Genomic DNA, 4,284 nt, shown 5'->3' on the forward strand with positions numbered 1-4,284 from the left:
AATTTTGCAGATCCGAGTGATCGCACAAGTCAGGAAGAAGAGTTTAGCCTTGAACTCCGTACTCGTGATCGCGAACGCAAGCTGATCCGGAAAATTGACGAAGCAGCAGAACGCATAGAAGCCGACGATTATGGGTACTGCGATGCATGCGGTATCGAAATTGGTATCCGTCGACTCGAAGCACGCCCAACTGCGACCCTTTGTATCGACTGTAAAACACTCGCAGAGATCAAAGAGAAACAGGTCGGCGGCTAGTCGATTTGAGATGTCTGACCGGATCACCGGTCGGACGGCTCTTTTGATACTCTGTGAATTACGTCGGACGTTTTGCCCCATCTCCTACCGGCTTGCTGCACTTTGGTTCATTACTCGCAGCACTCGCCAGCTATCTTGATGCGCGCGCCAATGATGGTGATTGGTTGTTACGTATTGAGGATCTCGACCCGCCACGCGAACAGACCGGTGCCTGTGCCAGCTTTCCCACAACCTTAGAAGCTTTTGGCCTGTATTGGGATGGCGAGCTAACACATCAAAGTGAACGCCACGCTTATTACCAGAATGCACTGCAGCGCTTACTGGAAAATGGTGATGCCTATCGTTGCGACTGTTCCCGAAAGCAGTTACTGGAACGCAGCGGCAGCCCTGTTTATGATGGCTTTTGCATCGAAAAATCCCCTTCCCCGGACAAAGACGCCGCGATACGTGTGCACTGCCCTGACACGATCACCCGCTTCCTTGATCTGATTCAGGGTCCGCAAACCTTTGACCTCCCCAATACAGCCGGGGATTTCGTCGTATTCCGTAAAGACGGCCTCTTTGCGTACCAATTGGCGGTCGTCGTTGATGATCATCTACAGGGGATTACCCATGTGGTACGCGGCAGTGATCTGCTACCGGAAACCCCAAAACAGATCCATTTGCAGGACCTGCTAGGCATCGATCCTCCGCGGTATGCGCATATCCCTGTCGCGGCAAACAGCGACGGTCAGAAGCTCAGCAAACAAACTTACGCCACCGCACTCAATCTGGAACACCCTGTACCTCAACTCATTGAAGCCCTTCATTTTCTGAATCAGTCACCCGACCCGGTCTTAGTTGATGCCAGCGTGGATGAATTGTTGAAATGGGCTGTCACAAACTGGAAGATGGAGCAGGTAGCCCCCGTTCTGCAACAGATCCGTACGTCGTAAGGGACCATACATGTATTTCCATCGCTTGCTTCTTTTGCTGCTGCCCGCGGCGTATGTTCTGGCACCACTGATTATCAACTGGTGGCAAGAGATGGACGGCCCCTGGTTTCGGCCTTTTGTGGTCTGGATCGGCGTCGTGATAGCAGCCATCATTATCGAGCAGAGACGCCAACATGCTTGACCTGTCCCAACTGTTTTTAATCGGCTTTGCATACCTCGCCTTTCTTTTTGGTACCGCCTACCTGACTGAGCGCAATTTGCTACCGGCGCGACTGGTCCGCCATCCGCTTACGCATGTGCTGTCTATTGGCGTATATGCCAGCGTCTGGACATTCCATGGCGCTTTTGGTCTGGCATCGGAATCCGGCTACCTCTATCTGGCCTCTTATCTCGGGGCCGTTGGCGCCTTTATTTTGGCACCGGCCCTGCTGATCCCCATTCTGAGGATCACCCGTACTTACCAGCTCAGCTCGCTGGCTGACCTGTTTGCTTTTCGGTTCCGCAGCGGTGCCGTAGGCACAATCACCACCATTCTGACGGTCATGGCGACGATGCCGATGATCTCGATTCAGATTCAGGCGGTCGCAGACAGCCTCTATATTTTTAATCAGCAGTTTACCGTCAGTCAGTTTGCACTCGGCTTTTGCTCTGTTCTGGCGCTGTTTTCCATTCTGTTTGGTGCCCGGCACGCCACCTTACGTAACAAACATCCCGGCCTCGTTGTAGCCATGGCCGTGGAATCCTTGATCAAACTGATCGCACTGGTGGCGATTGGTCTGTACGCCTTTTTTTCCATTCTTGGCGGGCCAAGCGGGCTGGAAAGCTGGCTACTGGCCAACCCTGACCAGCTAGCCGTACTGAACACGCAGTTTGATGCTGAGATCTGGCGTACGTTACTGATTGCGTTCTTCAGTGCGGCGGTCGTTATGCCTCATATGTTCCATATGATGTTCACCGAAAACAGCTCAGACGAAACGCTCTATAAAGCCACCTGGGGCATGCCACTGTTTCTGTTTTTATTGGCGCTCGCGGTCCCTCCCATCTTGTGGGCGGGCATGAGCCTCGGTGCAGGAGGAAATCCTGAGTTTTTACTGCTGTATCTGGGTATGCATCTGGATTCTGAATGGCTGACCGTTCTGGCCTTTATCGGCGGATTGTCTGCCGCCAGCGGCATTTCGATTGTGGCCACTGTTGCGATGGCCTCAATGCTGCAGAACCATATTTTGTTACCTATGGTCCCGTTTCCGGATACCCGTCGTTTTTATACCTGGGTGCTATGGTTACGCCGCAGTCTGATGATTTTGATCTTGTTTGGCTGTTATTTGTTTTATCAGAAAATAGGCAGTTTCTACGACCTGCACCAGCTAGGAATCATCGCAGTTGTAGCCTTCCTGCAGTTTCTACCCGCCCTGTTGGTCACCTTGTTCTGGCAGCGCGCTAACCGCTGGGGCGTAATTTGTGGACTGTTGGTCGGCATGGGCGTGTGGATGTACACCATGCTGTTCCCGTTGTTGGGGCCTATTGATCCGATGGTGGCGGATACATTCCGCGTTGAAGAATATGACCCGGATACCGCTGCGGTACTGGCGCTGGTGCTGAACGCACTGACATTGACACTGATTTCCCTGTTCACGGAACAAAATGCGGAAGAGGAACATGCCGCCAGCGCCTGCCTGCTGAACGTACTGCAACGCCACTCCACCACCAGCCTGACCGCGACCCGGATTGAAGATTTTCAGGAACTGCTCTCCCCACGTGTAGGCCAGGATGCGGCACGACGTGAAATCCAGAGCGCACTCGATCAACTGGCCCTGAAACCCGGCATGTTACGTCCGGTCGATCTCTTACGCTTACGGACACAGCTTGAACACAACCTGACGGGACTGCTTGGCCCGGTAGAAGCAGCCACCTTGCTCAGCCCGCTGGACCACAGCAGTCAGACCGCAGGTATCCGCACACTGGCGAGCGGTCGTAACGTACATCTGATGGAAAGTCAGCTGGAAACCTATCAGGTACAGCTTACCGGCCTGGCGGCTGAGTTGGATGAACTGCGGCGCTATCACCGCCTGATCCTGCAACGGCTGCCCGTCGGTGTTTGCACCCTGGATAACACCGGCGAAATTCTGTTCTGGAACTCAGAGATGGAACAAGTGACCGGGATCACCGCAGCGGATTGCGCGGGTATTCCTCTGAGCCGACTGCCCTCTCCATGGGGCACTCTGCTGGGGAACTTTGCCCAATCCCCGCTGGCCCACGAAGTCGCCGAACCCATCCATCTGAACAGCCAGTCACACTGGTTTGCACTACACAAAGCGCTGCTGAGCGAAGAAAGCACCAGCGGAATGGTCATCCTGCTCGAGGACGAGTCAGAGACTCGATTGCTACAAAACCGGCTGGCCCACAGCGAACGCCTCTCCTCAATTGGCCGTTTTGCAGCAGGGGTCGCTCACGAAATTGGCAATCCCGTCACCGGTATCGCCTGTCTGGCACAAAATCTGAAGCTCGAAACTGATAACGAAGAGATTCTGGAAACCGGCGATCAGATCGTCGACCAGACCAAACGTATCAGCCGCATTGTGCAGTCATTGGTACGTTTTGCCCGTGGCGGACAGAGTGATAGCGAAATTGCACACGAATCCGTCAACTTACGCCATTGTTTTGATGAGGCAATTCATCTCGTCTCTCTCGATAGCCGCGGTAAATTTCAGCAATACCTGAACAATGTCGCACCCGGCCTGCACGTATGGGGAGATCCGCAGCAACTGATCCAGGTTTTTGTAAATCTGCTGAATAATGCCTGCGACGCCTCAGAAGATTACAACCATATATGGATCGACGCCGACAGTAGCGGCGAAACCATTTCGATCGCTGTCACCGACGAAGGCACCGGAATTCCGCCGGAATGTCAGGACAAATTGTTCGAACCTTTCTTTACCACGAAGGACCCGGGTAAAGGAACTGGACTTGGCTTACCACTGGTCTACAACATAATAGAGGAACATTATGGTAGTATTGAGATTATTAGCCCTGCCAACAACAAGCAGAATAAAGGCACTCGCGTGGTAATCACATTGCCGTTCCATATTGGAGACGA

4 protein-coding genes are annotated in these 4,284 nt (G+C 53.3%); all 4 read left to right on the plus strand.

Annotation, left to right across the window (positions count from 1 at the left end):
• On the plus strand, positions 1 to 255 hold a 255-nt coding region (gene dksA, locus ABYW01_RS15415; RefSeq protein ID WP_372834313.1), incomplete at its 5' end, for an RNA polymerase-binding protein DksA.
• Between the two features lie 53 nt (positions 256 to 308).
• The gene (gluQRS, locus tag ABYW01_RS15420) at positions 309 to 1,190 is read left to right on the plus strand and encodes a tRNA glutamyl-Q(34) synthetase GluQRS (RefSeq protein WP_372834315.1); all 882 of its coding nucleotides are present in this window, start codon (positions 309 to 311) and stop codon (positions 1,188 to 1,190) included.
• Between the two features lie 10 nt (positions 1,191 to 1,200).
• A complete protein-coding gene (locus tag ABYW01_RS15425) occupies positions 1,201 to 1,371 on the plus strand; it encodes a hypothetical protein (protein WP_372834316.1) in 171 nt (56 codons plus the stop codon).
• Positions 1,364 to 4,284: ATP-binding protein (locus ABYW01_RS15430; protein ID WP_372834319.1), on the plus strand; the 2,921-nt coding region annotated here is incomplete at its 3' end. The genes ABYW01_RS15425 and ABYW01_RS15430, both read left to right, overlap by 8 nt.

Source organism: Pontibacterium sp. (genome assembly GCF_041587635.1).
GTDB lineage: Bacteria > Pseudomonadota > Gammaproteobacteria > Pseudomonadales > Balneatricaceae > Pontibacterium.